A 14,467-nucleotide genomic window follows, 5' to 3' on the forward strand; every position below is an offset into this window, starting at 1 on the left:
GTCAACCCCCACTGCCGTCGAGCGGGCCGATCAGCAGGTGATCGCCTTCGTTGAGGCCGTCGAGCACCTCGACCCGCAAGCGATCGCTGAGGCCCAGGCGCACTTCGCGCTCCTCGATACGCCCTTTTTTCGTGACCACGCGCGCGATCTGCCTGTCGGCGCGCGACGTTCCCTGCAATGCCGCGACGGGCACGGTCAGCGCATCCCGTGCCTGGCCGGCGACAAAGAACACCTGGGTGGTCATTTCAGCCATCAGCGCGTTGTCGGGGTTATCCACATCCAGCAGCACCGTGTACAGCACAACGCGGCCGGTCCCGTTTTTGCTGGAGCTGGTCGGGCTGCCACTGCCCTGGGTCTCATTCAGCGGTTTGGGGGGAATCGGCAGGATTTGCCGCACGGTGCTGGTCCAGCGGCGGTTGCCGCCGCTCAGGGTGGTGAAATAGGCCGTCATGCCGGGTTTGACATGGCCGATATCGGCTTCCGAGACTTCAGCCCACACCGTCATCGGCGACAACTTGGCGATGCGCAGGATCAACGGCGTCTGCTGCTGCGCGTTGAGGGTCTGGCCGACGCGCGCATCCACGGCGACCACGGTGCCGGTCATCGGCGCATAGATGCGCGTATAACCCAACTCGGCTTCGTCACTGCGCAGGCTGGCCTGGGCCTGGAGAATCTGCGCCTGGAACATGGCGACCCGGGCCTGGGTGGCGCTCAGTTCGGCCTTGGCGGTTTGCACGTCTTCTTCGCGGGTGGCATTGCCGGCGGCCAGGCGCTGCTGGCGCTGGTACTTCTGCTGCGCCAGTGCGTGCTGGGCCTTCTGCTCCTGCAATTGGGCCTTGAGGTTTTCGATGGCGTAGCGGCTGGCGTCGAGCTTGGCCTTTTGCGTCGAAGGGTCGATCTCCACCAGCAACTGGCCTTCCTGGACCTGGTCGCCGGCCTCGACATGGATCTTGCGGATCTGCCCGGACGCCTGGGCGCCCACATCCACGTAGCGCCGCGGTTGCAGGGTGCCCAGGGCGGTGACGCTGTTTTCGATATTGCCGCGCGTGACGGTGACGGTCGTCAGATTGTCGGCGCCCTGGGGCAGCACCTGCCAGGCGGCCACGGCGATGATGGGAAGCAGGCACGCGGCAGCGAGCAGGGCGCGTCGGGCGGGGCGAGGGCGTTTCATGCTTTGGTTCCAGCCAGGGAAGTTCGGGCCGCGATTGCGGGGAGCTGACAGTTAAACGAGGGAATTGCCCGAAGATTTAGGCGGTTACACACGCAAATAGCGCTGTGGCGAGTAAAAAAATCGCCGATGGGTGCAAGACTTCTTTAAAAGTAGATGAGAATTACTATAAATTGCACGCAGCCAAACTGCCATTACTGAATGGCCTGTATCTGTGTAGGAGCGAGCGTGCTCGCGAAGAGCTCAAGGACGCCGCGTTCACTCTGGTTTCCCGCGTTATCGTTGACGTACTTCGCGAGCACGCTCGCTCCTACAGCACCTAATGCCGCCGCCCGTAGGCCGGGAGTCATGTTGGAAAACTACTATCGTGAGCTGGTGTGTTTCCTCAACGCCAAGCTGGGCAACCGCCAGGTGGCCGAAGATGTGGTGCATGACGCTTATGTGCGGGTGTTGGAGCGGACCAGCGAGACGCCCATCGACCAGCCTCGAGCCTTCCTGTACCGCACGGCGTTGAACCTGGTCATCGACGGGCACCGGCGCAATGCGCTGCGCCAGGTCGAGCCGCTGGACGTGCTGGACCATGAAGAACGGTTTTCCAGCTACGCGCCCCACACCAGCCATGATCAGGCCCAGCGCCTGGAGTTGCTCGAACGGGCGCTGGCCGAATTACCCGCGCCGTGCCGCCACAGCTTCCTGCTGCGCAAACTCGAGGGTTTGTCCCATTCGCAAATCGCCGAACGCCTGGGTATTTCACGTAGCCTGGTGGAAAAACACATCGTCAATGCCATGAAGCACTGCCGGGTCCGGATGCGCGAGTGGGACGCGCACTGATCGGCGATCGGTTAAATTTTATTTCATTGTCCTCGTTTCCTATCAACACATGACCTGTTGTGCAGGTCTTGAAGGTATTCCCGCCCCACCGCCACGGGGCTTATCCAGAGGACACTGGAATGACACAGGCAATTGCTTCGCCCGCGGTTCACGACCTGATCGGTATCGGTTTCGGCCCTTCGAACCTGGCGCTGGCCATCGCCCTGCAGGAGCGTGAAAAGACGCAGGGCAAACTGGACGTGCTGTTTCTCGACAAACAGGCTGATTACCGCTGGCACGGCAATACCCTGGTGACCCAGAGCGAACTGCAGATTTCGTTCCTCAAGGACCTGGTGACCCTGCGCAACCCAACCAGCCCGTACTCCTTCGTCAACTACCTCAAGGCCCATGACCGCCTGGTGGACTTCATCAACCTGGGCACCTTCTACCCGTGCCGCATGGAGTTCAACGACTACCTGCGCTGGGTCGCCGGGCAGTTCCAGGCCGTGGGCCGCTACGGAGAGGAAGTGCTGGCCATCGAGCCGATCCTGCATCAACAGCAGGTCGAGGCGCTGCGGGTGATTTCCCGCGATGCCCAGGGTGAGCAGCATGTGCGTACCACCCGTGCGGTCGTGGTCAGCGCCGGTGGCACGCCGCGGGTGCCGGAGGTGTTCAAGGCCCTTAAGGATGATGGCCGGGTGTTCCACCATTCCCAGTATCTGTCGCGCTTGGCCCAGCAGCCCTGTGTCGACGGCAAGGCGATGCGGATCGCGGTGATCGGCGGCGGCCAGAGTGCGGCCGAAGCCTTCATCGACTTGAATGACAGCTTCCCGTCGGTGCAGGTCGACATGATCCTGCGCGGCTCGGCACTCAAGCCGGCCGATGACAGCCCGTTCGTCAACGAAGTGTTCTCGCCGGCCTTCACCGACCTGGTGTTCCAGCAGGCCGGCACCGAGCGTGAACGCCTGCTCGCCGAGTACCAGAACACCAACTATTCGGTGGTGGACCTGGACCTGATCGAACGCATCTACGGCATCTTCTACCGCCAGAAAGTCTCCGGCATTGCGCGCCATGCGTTCCGCACCATGACCGTGGTCGAGAAGGCCACCCCCGGTCCGTTGGGCATCGAACTGGCCCTGCGCAACAACGGCACTGGCGAAACCAGCGTCAGCCACTACGACGCGGTGATCCTGGCCACCGGCTACGAGCGCCAGATGCATCGCGAATTGCTGGCGCCGCTGGAGGAGTATCTGGGTGACTTTGAAGTGGCGCGCGACTACCGCCTCGTCACCGATGAGCGCTGCAAGGCCGGCATCTACATCCAGGGCTTCAGCCAGGCCAGCCATGGCTTGAGCGATACGTTGCTGTCGGTGCTGCCGATTCGTGCGGATGAGATTGCAGCGTCGCTGTTCGAGCATGATCGTCATCGTGGCCAGGGCCGCTCGGTGCAGGACCGGCTGCTCGCCGCCGCCAGCTGACCCCCTTGCAGGAGCGAGCTTGCTCGCGGAAACCGTCGACGATAACGCGGGCATTCTGGGTTGACGCGGTGGTCTTGCGTTCTTCGCGAGCAAGCTCGCTCCTACAGGTGGTACTGGCAACACTGTGGGGTGACTGGTACTGTATAAAAAACCAGTATCGGTAGCCCTCCATGCAATTGATCGAAAAACTCAGCATCCTCGCCGACGCCGCCAAGTACGATGCCTCGTGCGCCAGCAGTGGCGCGCCCAAGCGTAGCTCGGAGGGCAAGGCGGGGCTGGGTTCCACCGATGGCATGGGCATCTGCCACAGCTACACGCCGGATGGGCGCTGTGTGTCGCTGCTCAAGGTGTTGCTCACCAACTTCTGCCTCTACGACTGCCAATACTGCGTCAATCGCCGCTCCAGCGACGTGCCGCGGGCACGCTTCAGCCCGGAGGAGGTGGTCACGCTCACGTTGGATTTCTATCGGCGCAATTGCGTCAGCGGGCTGTTCCTCAGCTCGGGCATCATCCGCTCGGCGGACTACACCATGGAGCAGCTCGTGCGGGTGGCCAAGCTGCTGCGCGAAGAACATGACTTTCGCGGCTATGTCCACCTCAAGACCATTCCCGAAGCCGACCCGGCGTTGATCGCCGAGGCCGGGCGGTATGCTGATCGCCTCAGTGTGAATATCGAATTGCCCACCGATGCCAGCCTGCAAACCCTGGCGCCGGAGAAGCAGATCGTCTCGATCAAGCAGGCCATGCAGACCATCTACACCGGCGAACAGACCGTGCTCAACGAACCCCGTGCCCCGCGTTTCGCGCCGGCCGGGCAGAGCACGCAGATGATCGTCGGCGCCGACGACACCGACGACAGCACCATCCTCCACGGGGCCGAGGCGTTGTATGGCAATTTCAAGCTGCGCCGCGTGTATTACTCGGCGTTCAGCCCCATCCCCAACAGCCCGAAAAGCGTGCCCCTGGCCGCGCCGCCGTTGATGCGCGAGCACCGTTTGTACCAGGCGGATTTCCTGCTGCGCAGCTACGGCTTCAGCGCCAATGAACTGTTCGAAGGCCCTGGCCACCTGGCCCTGGATATCGACCCCAAGCTGGCCTGGGCCCTGGAACACCGCGACGTCTTCCCCTTGGACCTGAACCGTGCCGAAGCGACCCTGATCGCCCGTATCCCCGGTATCGGCCTGCGCACCACCCAGCGCCTGGTGGACCTGCGCCGTGAACGCAAGATCCGTTTCGAAGACCTGGCCCGCATGCGCTGCGTGCTGGCCAAGGCCAAGCCATTTTTCATCACCAGCGACTACCACCCGCAACAGGCTGAAAGCACCAGCGTGCTGCTGCGTGAACAACTGCGTGACCGTCCGCAGCCGCAACAAATGGGGTTGTGGGGATGATCAGCCTGGAATGCGACAACCTGTTCAGTACCTGGCGCGAACAGGCGCGTTGGCTGCTCAGCCATCAGGTCGATCCCAGCCAGGTGAGTTGGGGCGAGGCTGAAGTGGCGGACCTGTTCGCCACCGACGAACCGATCCCCGAGGGGCTGGGGCCGTTCCAGGCGCGGATTCCCAAGGCGTTGCTCGAACTGCTGGAAGCCGCCGCCTGTTACCACGGCGAGCAGCGCTGGAGCCTGTTGTATGAGGTGCTGTGGCGGGTCAGCCATGGCGACCGCACGGCAATGCTCGCGGGGGACAAACTGGGCAGCGAACTGCAACGGCGAATCAAGCAGGTCAGCCGCGAGGCTCATCACCTGCACGCGTTCGTGCGGTTTATCGCGGTACCCCAGGAGGCCGGGCCCGAGCTGCCGGAGTACGTGGCCTGGCATGAGCCGGCCCATGACATTCTCCGCAGCGCCAGCCAGCACTTTATCGGGCGCATGGGCCGCCATCGCTGGATGATCGCGACACCGTTGGATGGGGTTTACTACGATGGCGAGCAACTGATCCATCAACGCCAGTGCCCAGAGGCGTGGCAGCAGTTGGCGCAGAATGTCGAGGACCCCCACAGTGCCATGTGGTTGACCTATTACAGCCACATCTTCAACCCGGCGCGGTTGAACCCCAAGGTGATGGAAGGGCATTTGCCAAGCCGGTTCTGGAAGAACTTGCCGGAGGGCAAGTTGATCCCGGGGTTGATCAGCGAGGCGCGGACGGGGAAGCAGAAGGATGGGCAGGCGAGCCTGATTGGGGCAAAGCCGGGTAAGCGCATCTCCAGCGGGCACGCTTAAAAAATGTGGCAGGGAGCTTGTTGTGGCGAGCAGGCTTGCCCTGCGTTGGGCTGCGCAGCAGCCCCATTAAAAACACCGCGTAGTTTCATCGTTTCAGATAAAACTTCCTGGGGCTGCTGCGCAGCCCAACGCAGGGCAAGCCTTAATGCCGTTCAGTTAAGGCTTTTTTGTAGGAGCGAGCTTGCTCGCGAAAAACTCACAGGCGCCGCGTTCATTCAGGAAACACGCGTTATCGTTGACGTTTTTCGCGAGCAAGAACTAGGCGTCCCCCTCGCTCCTACAGAAGGCGATGTACGCTTAACTGAACGGCATTAGGGCAAGCCTGCTCGCCACATACAACTGGGCTTGATCCTTATGCCAGTTCAGTGGCGGTGTTCTTGACGATTGCGAGTTCGGGATGTGCCACGAGTTTGTCGATGTGCAACTCATCATTGTTCAACCAGGTCTCGGTCAGCACCCGGTAATGCTCCATATCCCGGCAGCGCATGCGCAGGCTGTAGTCGAACGGCCCGCTGATCAGCTGGCATTCGAACACCTGCGGGCAGGCCTTGACGCAGGCTTCGAAAGCCTTTTGCGCCGAGCGCCCGCTCTGGTTGGACAAGGCCACGAGCACCAGCAGAGACAGCCCTGGCGAGACCATCTGCACATCGATGATCGCCCCATACCCGCGGATCACCCCACGTCGCTCCAGCTTGCGCACCCGCTCCAGGCAGGGCCGGGGAGTGAGGTGGACCAGTGACGAGAGCTTTTCGTAGGTGATACGCCCCTGATGCCGCAGCACATCGATGATTGCCTCATCGATGCGATCCAGCGCAGGGGAAGAATGGGGTCCGTTGGCCTTGGTATCCATGGGTTTCACTTCAAACGATTGGAAAGAAATTGCTGCAAGCGTTCGCTGTTGGGGTGGTCGAGGATCTCGGCGCCGCCTTGTTCTTCGACCCGGCCCTGATGCAAGAACAGCACTTGGCTGGACACCTGGCGGGCAAAGCCCATTTCGTGGGTGACCATCAACATGGTACGACCTTCCTCAGCCAACGTCTGTATGACTTTGAGGACCTCTCCTACAAGTTCAGGGTCGAGGGCGGAGGTCGGTTCATCGAACAGGATGATTTCCGGCTCCATCGCCAGGGCCCGGGCGATGGCCACGCGCTGCTGTTGACCGCCAGACAGGAACGCCGGGTATTGATCCGCCACCCGGCCAGGCAGGCCGACCTTGTCCAGGTACAGGCGCGCGCGTCTTTCCGCCTCGGCGGCGCTCACGCCCAGCACCCGGCGCGGGGCCATGGTGATGTTTTCCAGCACGGTCATGTGGCTCCACAGGTTGAAATGCTGGAACACCATGGCCAGGCGCGTGCGCAGGTTCTGCAATTGCTCCTGGTGCGGTGCGCGGGTACCGGCGCGGCCCTGGCGCATTTCGATGCTGATGCCGTCCAGGGTGATGACCCCGGCATCTGGTTGTTCGAGGAAATTGATGCAACGCAGCATGGTGCTTTTGCCCGAGCCGCTGGCGCCGATCAGGCTGATCACATCGCCGTTGCGTGCGTTGAGGGACACGCCCTTGAGCACTTCGTGTTCGCCGTAGCGTTTATGGATGCCTTCGACCTGCAGCTTGACGGCAGCTGTGGCCGTTCGTGTAGCGGGGACATCGACAGGATAAGTGGCCAGGGCCTGCGCGGACTGATTCATGGGTTAGCCTCGGGTAGGAACAAGAAAACGCATCCAGCGACGTTCGGCCAGTCGAAACAGGCCCACCAGTGCAAAGGACAGCAGCATGTAGAGCAGGGCAGCGATACCGAAGGCCTGGAACGTCAGGAACGTTTCGGCATTCGCATCGCGGGCCACCTTGAGGATATCGGCGACGGTGGAGGTAAACGCCAGCGATGTGGCGTGCAGCATCAGGATCATTTCATTGCTGTAGGCCGGCAACGCCCGGCGCAACGCGGCCGGTACCACCACAAACAGGTTCAGGCGCCAGCCATGCAGGCCATAGGCGCGTGCCGCTTCGAGTTCGCCGTGGGGAATATTACGGATCGCCCCGGCAAAGATTTCCACGGTGTAGGCGCAGGTGTTGAGCACGAAGGCCAGCAGGGTGCAGTTCAAGGCATTGCGGAAAAACTGGTTGAGCAGGGCGTTGTCCTGCACCACCTCCAGGCTGTACAGCCCGGTGTAGCAAATCAACAGTTGGATATACAGCGGCGTGCCCCGGAACAGGTAGGTGTACACCTCCACTGGCCAGCGCAGCCAGACGTGTTCCGAGACGCGGGCCAGTGCCAGGGGGATCGACAGGACAAAGCCGAACACCACCGAGATAATGAACAGCCACAGGGTCATGGCGACGCCGGACAAACCCGCGCCATCGCTGAACAGGTAGGCCAGGCCGTATTGCTGGAACAGTTCGATCATCGCGCCATCCCCTTGATGCCGAGGTTGTAGCGCCGCTCGAGGCGCTTGAAAATGCGGTTGGAGAGGGTGGTGATCACCAGGTAGACCAGGCCGGCGAGGATCAGGAAGTACAACGGCTCATTGGTGGTCTTGCCGGCGTTTTGCGCGGCCTTGACCAAGTCCGACAGGCCGATGATCGACACCAGCGCCGTGGACTTGAGCAGCACCAGCCAGTTATTGCCCAGGCCCGGCAGGGCGAAGCGCATCAACTGCGGGAACAGCACCAGGCGAAACCGCTGCCAGCGGCTCAGGCCATAGGCGGTCGCGGCTTCCAGTTGGCCGACCGGCACGCTGAGGATCGCGCCACGGAAGTTTTCGGTGAAATACGCGCCATAAATAAACCCCAGGGTGATCACCCCAGCGGTGAACGGGTCGATTTCGAAGTAGTTCCAGCCGAATACTTCGCTCAGGTCGTTGAGCCACAGTTGCAAGCTGTAGAAGATCAGCAGGATCAGCACCAGGTCCGGCACGCTGCGGATCAGCGTGGTGTAGAGCGTCGCCGGCACGCGCAGCCAGTTGGCGCTGGAGAGCTTGGCACCGGCGGCGACCAGGCCCAGGGTGAGGCTCAGGGCCAGCGCCAGGAGCGCCAGCTTGAGCGTCATCCAGGCACCCTGGGCCAGCATCGGGCCGTAGCCTTGCAAGTTGAGGAGTTCGTTCATGGGGGGATCTCTAAAGGAACGACGCCCTTTTGTAGGAGCGAGCTTGCTCGCGAAGAACTCAAGGGCACCGCGTTGAACCGGATTCGCTGCGTTACCGTTTACGACCTTCGCGAGCAAGCTCGCTCCTACAAGGGCTTTGGCCGGTGGGGCTTACTCGTTGTAGATGTCTTGATCACCGAAGTATTTCTTCTGGATCTGCGCGTAGGTGCCGTCTGCCTGTACAGCGGCGATGCCCTTGTTGATCAGCGCACGCAAGTCCTGGTCGTTCTTGCGCAGGCCCATGGCGATGTCCAGGGGCAGGGTCGGGTCCTTGAAGGCCGGGCCGGTCTTGAAGTCGGCGCCTTCAGGCTTGGACAGGAAGTTGAGCTGGGCTTCGAGCTTGTCGGTCAGGGTGGCGTCGAGGCGGCCGTTCTGCAGGTCGGCGTAGTTCTGTTCCTGGGACTGGTATGCCTTGATCTGCGCGCCGAGCTTGGCCAGTTGGGCACGGGCATAGGCTTCTTGCAGCGAGCCTTGCAGCACACCGACTTGCTTGCCTTTCAACGATTCCGGCGTATCGCCGAACTCGGCGCTTTTACGGGTGATGACCGAGGTCGGGCTGAGGAACAGGCGGTCGGTGAAGTCGATGACTTTCTCGCGCGCCGAGGTCACCGCCATGGACGACATGATCGCGTCGAACTTGCGCGCACGCAGGGCCGGGATCATGCCGTCGAATTCGTTGTGCACCCAGGTGCATTTGACTTCGAGCTTGGCGCAGATGGCGTTGCCCAACTCGATATCGAAACCTTGCAGGCTGCCATCGGCGGCCACGGATTCAAACGGGGGATACTCGGGGAATACGCCAAAGCGGATTTCTTTCCAATCCTGGGCGTGGGCGGTGGTGGCGCACAGTGGCAACAGCAACGCAGCGAAGAGTGATCGCAGTGGAGTCATGTGTAAGTCCCTATATTTTGTAATTGATGTCAGGGCAGTCAAAAGGTGAATCGAGTCTTTATTGTTTAGTGCAGCTTTGTGGTCGTTCGGCTTCTTGTGGGGAGCCCACTTGTTGTGGCGAGCGGGCTTGTCCCGCGTTGGGCTGCGTAGCAGCCCCAAGCCATTCACCGCGTTTTTACAGACACGACGCGGCGTTTTTATTGGGGCTGCTGCGCAGCCCAACGCGGGGCAAGCCCGCTCGCCACAGAGAATGCTTCATGGTGGTGCGTTTTTTGTGTCGTTTACCCCCGGCTCAAAGCGCAAATTGCGCTGTTAAAACAAGCAATGCAGCGGAATCGGCTGTAGCACCCTATGAATCGGCTTTTCAGTCCGGGAAATCCGGCCTGCTCTGGGCGCAAAGTGGCAGGCCAGAGCGGTCTCAGGCGCGCTTTTTGTGCTGTGCACGAGGTTGTTGGGCCAGGCGCGCGAACAGGTCTTTCGGGTCGGCCAGGTCGGGTACCAGTTCCAGCTCGCTGCCGACATCCAGCGCCTTGGCGACGTCGAGCACGTAGCGCAGGGCGGAGTAGTCTTCGATGGCAAACCCCACCGAGTCGAACAGGGTGACCTGGCGCGCATTTTCACGGCCGGGCTGCTGGCCGTTGATCACCTGCCACAACTCGGTCACCGGCGAGTCTTCCGGCATGTGCTGGATTTCACCTTCGATGCGGCTTTGCGGTTCGTATTCGACGATCACCCGGGCGCGCTCGACGATGCGTCGGTCCAGCTCAGTCTTGCCTGGGCAGTCGCCGCCCACGGCATTAAGGTGCATGCCGGGTTCGATCATCTCGTCGGTGAGGATGGTGGCGTAGGCTTTGTCGGCGGTGACGGTGGTGACGATATCCGCACCTTTGACGGCCTCGGCCACGCTGCCGGCCAGGATCACCTTGATTGCCGGGAATGCCTTGAGGTTGGTGGCCAGCTTGGCGGTGGCCCTGGCGTCGATGTCGAACAGGCGGATCTCGTTGATGCCGAGCATCGCGTGGAAGGCCAGTGCCTGGAATTCGCTCTGGGAGCCGTTGCCGATCAACGCCATGCTGCGGCTGTTGTCGCGGGCCAGGTAGCGGGCCACCAGGGCTGAGGTGGCGGCGGTACGAATCGCGGTGGTCAGGGTCATCTCCGCCAGCAGCACCGGTTTACCGGTGTCCACGTCGCCCAGGGCTCCAAAGGCCATCACGGTAAGCATGCCGGCCAGGGTGTTTTTCGGGTGGCCGTTGACGTATTTGAAGGCGTACAGCGAGGCGTCGGACACCGGCATCAACTCGATCACGCCATCCGGCGAGTGGTTGGCCAGGCGTGCGCATTTCTCGAAGTCCTGCCAGCGCAGGTAGTCGGCGCGGATGTACTCGGCCATCTCGGTGATGCAGGTTTGCAGGCCTTTTTGCGAAACCAGGTAGCTGAGGTCGTTGACGTCGATATAACGGGTCATGGCAAGACTCCTTATTGAAATGAGGGACGGGCGGGCAGATGCACTTCTGCCAGCATGCAGCGGGCACTGCCGCCGCCGATGCGTTCGATGTTGTCGATGTTCACCACCACCGGCCGTGTGTGGCGCTCCACATGCTGGCGCTGGGCCGGTTGCAGCGCGCTCCAGGCACTGGCAGACATCACCAGCAGCGGCTGGCCGTCGCGGTCGTGGACTTCGAGCATGTTGCCGGCGAAGGCTTCGAGCTGGTCGAAGTCGAGGCCGAGGATGTCTTTGCCGGTGTCGCGCAGCGAGCGCTCCAGGGCCTGGCGTTCGTTGGCATCGGGCAGCGCTTGCAGGCACACCACCGCGAGGTCGCGGCCGACACTCATCATCACGTTGCTGTGGTAGATCGGCGCATGGTGCCGGTCGACGGCGTGGAACACGCAGAGTTGGTAGTCGAGACGTTCGGCGAACTGGCGCAGGGCGGCGTGGTGGGTGCGCCCGGAATGGCAGGCGTAGCTGATACGGTGCTGACGGTCGAGCACCATGCTGCCGGTGCCTTCGAGGAAGATGTTTTGTTGTTCGAGGTGGCTGAGGTCGATGGTGTCCTTGATCGCAAAGCGCTGCTCCAGCACTTGCAGCACCCCCTTGTTGCGCTCCAGTCGGCGGTTCTGGCCTTCCATCGGGTACAGCACCAGGCTGCCATCGGCGTGGCTGCTCCACCAGTTATTGGGAAAGATCGAGTCCGGGGTGTGAGGCGCCGGGGTGTCCTGCACCACCAGTACTTCCACGCCGTGCTGGCGCAGGGTGTCGACGTAGCCGTCGAACTCTTCCAGCGCTTTCTGCTGTGCACCGAGCGGGTCGAGGGGCGCACGTTGGAAGCGGTTGTTGATCGCGGTGTCCGGGTTGAAGGCAAAGCGCGCCGGGCGAATCATCAGGACGGTGTTGGTGGTTTGCATGGGTGCACGAATCCATGGGGTGAGCTGTGGGGCTATTTTGTGGCTTGTGCGGTATGAATCCCGGCTGAAACAACGGGGCGGCTCAGCCGGGAAAGCTGAAAAGGGGGGTAGGGCAGCCGAATCGGCTGCCGGGGGTGGAATGCGGTCAAAATGTGGGAGTGGGCGGTGCGACGATTCGACTGGCCCCCGATAGCAATCTTTCGGTTACAGGTTATCTGACTGGCACACCGCTATCAGGGGCAAGGCCCCTCCCACATTGGTACAGTGGCGACTGTTATAGCGCCGTCAGCCAGGAGGAACCATGTCTACCGTCGTTCGTCTCGCCCAATCCGCCGATGCCGAAGGGATCAGCCAGGTCATCCTCGCGGCTTTGCACAGCAGCAATGCGCGGGATTATCCGGCGGAGGTGATTGCGCGGGTGGCCAGCAACTTCACGCCGGACGCGGTGCTGGACCTGCTCAAGCGCCGTGTGGTGCTGGTGGCGGTGCAGGACTCGGTGATCGTCGCCACGGCGGCCTTGGATGGAAATGTGGTGCGCTCGGTGTTCGTCAACCCGGCGCTGCACGGGCAGGGCATTGGTCGGCTGCTGATGATTGAAATCGAACTGCGCGCGCGGGACGCGGGGGTGACGACCCTGAGTGTGCCATCCTCGCTGACCGCCGAGCCGTTCTACACCAAGCTGGGCTTTCACACGGTACGCGATGTCTACCACGGCAATGAGCGCACGTTGGTGATGGAAAAGGCGCTGCTGTCGCGCCATCCCATCGGGCCGTATCGCGACCGCCAGCATCGGGCGCAGGTGGTGGCGTTATGGCAGGAGGCGTTTGGTTATGACACGGCGCATAACCTGCCGACCTTGGCGATCGATAAGAAACTGGCGGTCAATGACGGGCTGTTTTTCGTGGCGACGGACAAAAAAACCGTGATCGGGACGATTCTGGCCGGCTACGACGGCCATCGCGGCTGGCTGTACTCGGTGGCCGTGCACGCCGACTATCGGCGTCATGGCTTGGGGGCCTCGCTGGTGCGGCATGCGGAACAGGCACTGACGGCCCTGGGCTGCATGAAGATCAACCTGCAGATCACCAGTGGCAATGATGCGGTGGCTGGGTTTTACGAGGCGCTGGGGTATGGGGTGGAGCCGAGGATCAGCATGGGCAAGAAGATTGTCGAGAATATCCCGACTCAATCTTGAGAACACTGCAAATCAAATGTGGGAGGGGGCTTGCCCCCGATGGCGGAGTGTCAGCCCGTACAGTTTTAACTGATGCACCGCCATCGGGGGCAAGCCCCCTCCCACAGGGTATTGCAGTGTTGCTGGCTTAGACTTTTACGATCCAACCCTCTGGCGCTTCGACGTCACCGGTCTGCACACCGGTCAGCTCTTTGTAGAGCTTCTGGGTGATCGGGCCGACTTCGGTCTCGCTGTAGAACACGTGCAGCTTGCCGTTGTACTGGATACCGCCGATCGGCGAGATCACGGCGGCAGTCCCGCAGGCGCCGGCTTCCTTGAAGTCCGACAGTTTGTCGATGAACACTTCGCCCTCGATCACTTCCAGGCCCAGGCGGGTCTTGGCCAGTTCGATCAGCGACAGGCGGGTGATGCCTGGCAGCACCGAAGGCGACTTCGGTGTGATGAACTTGTTGTCGTGGGTGATCCCGAAGAAGTTGGCCGAGCCGACTTCCTCGATTTTCGAGTGGGTCATCGGGTCCAGGTAGATCGCGTCGGCAAAACCGGATTTCTTCGCTTCCGAGCCCGGCATCAGGCTGGCGGCGTAGTTGCCACCGACCTTGGCGGCACCGGTGCCCTGTGGCGCGGCGCGGTCGAAGGTGGAGATCTGGAAGTTGTGCGGCACCAGGCCGCCCTTGAAGTAGGCGCCGACCGGGATGCAGAACACCGAGAAGATGAACTCCGGCGCGGTACGCACGCCGATGTTGTCACCGGTACCGATCACGAACGGGCGCAGGTACAGCGCGCCGCCGCTGCCGTACGGCGGGATGAACCGCTCGTTGGCCTTGACCACTTGTTTGCACGCGTCGATGAACGCGTCGGTCGGGACGTGCGGCATCAGCAGGCGCGCGCAACTGCGCTGCATGCGCGCGGCGTTCTGGTCCGGACGGAACAGGTTGATCGAGCCGTCCTTGCAGCGGTAGGCCTTGAGGCCTTCGAAGCACTGCTGACCGTAGTGCAGGGCAGTGGAGCCCTCGCTGATGTGCAGCACGTTGTCGTCGGTCAGGGTGCCGGCTTGCCATTCGCCGTTTTTCCAGACCTGGAGAAACCGCTTGTCGGTCTTGATGTAGTCAAAACCCAGCTTGTCCCAATTGATGCTTTCGTTACCCATGACACCCTCTATCT

The 14,467-nt window shown here is 61.9% G+C and carries 14 protein-coding genes; 5 read left to right on the forward strand and 9 right to left on the reverse strand.

All coding sequences use genetic code 11. The features are described from left to right. Position 1 precedes the first annotated feature (1 nt). A complete protein-coding gene (locus P2T68_RS13405; protein WP_024076353.1) occupies positions 2-1,171 on the reverse strand; it encodes an efflux RND transporter periplasmic adaptor subunit in 1,170 nt (389 codons plus the stop codon). A gap of 345 nt (positions 1,172-1,516) precedes the next feature. On the opposite strand from P2T68_RS13405, the gene P2T68_RS13410 reads away from it, so the two are divergent. The 4 genes from P2T68_RS13410 to P2T68_RS13425 all read left to right on the forward strand — a co-directional run bounded on the left by P2T68_RS13410 (position 1,517) and on the right by P2T68_RS13425 (position 5,677). Further along, positions 1,517-1,999, forward strand: coding sequence for a sigma-70 family RNA polymerase sigma factor (locus tag P2T68_RS13410; RefSeq protein ID WP_024076351.1), 483 nt, complete (start codon positions 1,517-1,519; stop codon positions 1,997-1,999). 119 nt (positions 2,000-2,118) lie between these two features. Further along, on the forward strand, positions 2,119-3,456 hold the full coding sequence (locus tag P2T68_RS13415; RefSeq protein WP_024076350.1) for a SidA/IucD/PvdA family monooxygenase: 1,338 nt from the start codon (positions 2,119-2,121) through the stop codon (positions 3,454-3,456). Positions 3,457-3,626: 170 nt separating this feature from the next. After that, the gene (locus P2T68_RS13420) at positions 3,627-4,847 is read left to right on the forward strand and encodes a putative DNA modification/repair radical SAM protein (protein WP_277379468.1); all 1,221 of its coding nucleotides are present in this window, start codon (positions 3,627-3,629) and stop codon (positions 4,845-4,847) included. Next, positions 4,844-5,677, forward strand: coding sequence for a TIGR03915 family putative DNA repair protein (locus tag P2T68_RS13425; RefSeq protein ID WP_024076348.1), 834 nt, complete (start codon positions 4,844-4,846; stop codon positions 5,675-5,677). Before P2T68_RS13420 ends, P2T68_RS13425 begins: the two co-directional genes overlap by 4 nt. A gap of 352 nt (positions 5,678-6,029) precedes the next feature. Here the strand turns inward: P2T68_RS13425 and P2T68_RS13430 are convergent, their stop codons facing one another. From P2T68_RS13430 to P2T68_RS13460, 7 genes are all read right to left on the reverse strand, one after another. Further along, the gene (locus tag P2T68_RS13430; protein ID WP_041160970.1) at positions 6,030-6,527 is read right to left on the reverse strand and encodes an Lrp/AsnC family transcriptional regulator; all 498 of its coding nucleotides are present in this window, start codon (positions 6,525-6,527) and stop codon (positions 6,030-6,032) included. A 5-nt stretch (positions 6,528-6,532) separates the two neighbouring features. Further along, complete coding sequence (locus tag P2T68_RS13435) at positions 6,533-7,363, reverse strand: ATP-binding cassette domain-containing protein (protein ID WP_277379469.1); 831 nt, start codon at positions 7,361-7,363, stop codon at positions 6,533-6,535. A gap of 3 nt (positions 7,364-7,366) precedes the next feature. Further along, positions 7,367-8,080 (reverse strand): ABC transporter permease, encoded by a 714-nt coding sequence (locus tag P2T68_RS13440; RefSeq protein WP_277379470.1) that lies wholly within the window; start codon positions 8,078-8,080, stop codon positions 7,367-7,369. After that, positions 8,077-8,778, reverse strand: coding sequence for an ABC transporter permease (locus P2T68_RS13445; protein WP_024076344.1), 702 nt, complete (start codon positions 8,776-8,778; stop codon positions 8,077-8,079). Before P2T68_RS13445 ends, P2T68_RS13440 begins: the two co-directional genes overlap by 4 nt. Positions 8,779-8,928: 150 nt before the next feature. Then, positions 8,929-9,708 carry an ABC transporter substrate-binding protein gene (locus P2T68_RS13450; RefSeq protein WP_069076586.1) on the reverse strand — a complete coding sequence of 260 codons (780 nt, stop codon included), beginning with the start codon at positions 9,706-9,708 and terminating at the stop codon, positions 8,929-8,931. 418 nt (positions 9,709-10,126) lie between these two features. Next, positions 10,127-11,173 (reverse strand): ornithine cyclodeaminase, encoded by a 1,047-nt coding sequence (locus P2T68_RS13455; protein ID WP_069076569.1) that lies wholly within the window; start codon positions 11,171-11,173, stop codon positions 10,127-10,129. Between the two features lie 11 nt (positions 11,174-11,184). Beyond that, entirely contained in the window at positions 11,185-12,111 is a 927-nt protein-coding gene (locus P2T68_RS13460; RefSeq protein WP_024076341.1) for an arginine deiminase-related protein, read from the reverse strand. A 301-nt stretch (positions 12,112-12,412) separates the two neighbouring features. On the opposite strand from P2T68_RS13460, the gene P2T68_RS13465 reads away from it, so the two are divergent. Beyond that, positions 12,413-13,306, forward strand: a complete 894-nt coding sequence (locus P2T68_RS13465) for a GNAT family acetyltransferase (protein WP_277379471.1) — start codon at positions 12,413-12,415, stop codon at positions 13,304-13,306. A 127-nt stretch (positions 13,307-13,433) separates the two neighbouring features. On the opposite strand, the gene P2T68_RS13470 is transcribed toward P2T68_RS13465, so the two are convergent. Next, on the reverse strand, positions 13,434-14,453 hold the full coding sequence (locus P2T68_RS13470; RefSeq protein WP_024076339.1) for a branched-chain amino acid aminotransferase: 1,020 nt from the start codon (positions 14,451-14,453) through the stop codon (positions 13,434-13,436). Positions 14,454-14,467: the final 14 nt, after the last annotated feature.

Origin of the sequence: Pseudomonas sp. G11 (assembly GCF_029457515.1) — a bacterium.
In the GTDB taxonomy this organism is placed as follows: domain Bacteria; phylum Pseudomonadota; class Gammaproteobacteria; order Pseudomonadales; family Pseudomonadaceae; genus Aquipseudomonas; species Aquipseudomonas gorinensis.

Bases quoted from the DNA above. Each gene is read 5' to 3' on its own strand.
- P2T68_RS13405 (WP_024076353.1), bottom strand. From the start codon at position 1,171: ATGAAACGCCCTCGCCCCGCCCGACGCGCCCTGCTCGCTGCCGCGTGC.
- P2T68_RS13410 (WP_024076351.1), top strand. From the start codon at position 1,517: ATGTTGGAAAACTACTATCGTGAGCTGGTGTGTTTCCTCAACGCCAAG.
- P2T68_RS13415 (WP_024076350.1), top strand. From the start codon at position 2,119: ATGACACAGGCAATTGCTTCGCCCGCGGTTCACGACCTGATCGGTATC.
- P2T68_RS13420 (WP_277379468.1), top strand. From the start codon at position 3,627: ATGCAATTGATCGAAAAACTCAGCATCCTCGCCGACGCCGCCAAGTAC.
- P2T68_RS13425 (WP_024076348.1), top strand. From the start codon at position 4,844: ATGATCAGCCTGGAATGCGACAACCTGTTCAGTACCTGGCGCGAACAG.
- P2T68_RS13430 (WP_041160970.1), bottom strand. From the start codon at position 6,527: ATGGATACCAAGGCCAACGGACCCCATTCTTCCCCTGCGCTGGATCGC.
- P2T68_RS13435 (WP_277379469.1), bottom strand. From the start codon at position 7,363: ATGAATCAGTCCGCGCAGGCCCTGGCCACTTATCCTGTCGATGTCCCC.
- P2T68_RS13440 (WP_277379470.1), bottom strand. From the start codon at position 8,080: ATGATCGAACTGTTCCAGCAATACGGCCTGGCCTACCTGTTCAGCGAT.
- P2T68_RS13445 (WP_024076344.1), bottom strand. From the start codon at position 8,778: ATGAACGAACTCCTCAACTTGCAAGGCTACGGCCCGATGCTGGCCCAG.
- P2T68_RS13450 (WP_069076586.1), bottom strand. From the start codon at position 9,708: ATGACTCCACTGCGATCACTCTTCGCTGCGTTGCTGTTGCCACTGTGC.
- P2T68_RS13455 (WP_069076569.1), bottom strand. From the start codon at position 11,173: ATGACCCGTTATATCGACGTCAACGACCTCAGCTACCTGGTTTCGCAA.
- P2T68_RS13460 (WP_024076341.1), bottom strand. From the start codon at position 12,111: ATGCAAACCACCAACACCGTCCTGATGATTCGCCCGGCGCGCTTTGCC.
- P2T68_RS13465 (WP_277379471.1), top strand. From the start codon at position 12,413: ATGTCTACCGTCGTTCGTCTCGCCCAATCCGCCGATGCCGAAGGGATC.
- P2T68_RS13470 (WP_024076339.1), bottom strand. From the start codon at position 14,453: ATGGGTAACGAAAGCATCAATTGGGACAAGCTGGGTTTTGACTACATC.